1 rRNA gene is annotated in these 274 nt (G+C 44.5%); it reads left to right on the top strand.

Annotated elements, in window-relative coordinates:
* Nucleotides 1-159: 159 nt before the first annotated feature.
* Nucleotides 160-274, top strand: a 5S ribosomal RNA gene (rrf, locus tag AACV33_RS06255); the annotation flags it as partial.

The following is a 274-nucleotide window of genomic DNA, read 5'->3' as shown; positions in this document are numbered from 1 at the left end:
AGGCATTGAGCTAACCTGTACTAATTGCCCGTGAGGCTTAACCATACAACACCCAAGGGGTTTTGAACGGATTTAAGATAGCAAGAAACAGATTGAATGTGATTAAGAACACAATACAGCTTTCCAGATACTCTTTATTATATAAAGAGAAAGAATTTGCTTGGCGACCATAGCGTTATGGACCCACCTGATCCCATGCCGAACTCAGAAGTGAAACGTAATAGCGCCGATGGTAGTGTGGGGTCTCCCCATGTGAGAGTAGGACATCGCCAGG

Origin of the sequence: Aliivibrio sp. SR45-2, from assembly GCF_963890165.1 — a bacterium.
Taxonomy (GTDB): domain Bacteria; phylum Pseudomonadota; class Gammaproteobacteria; order Enterobacterales; family Vibrionaceae; genus Aliivibrio; species Aliivibrio salmonicida.
The sequence above is the reverse complement of the archived record's forward strand: the minus strand, read 5'-3'. Positions and strand labels throughout refer to the sequence as shown.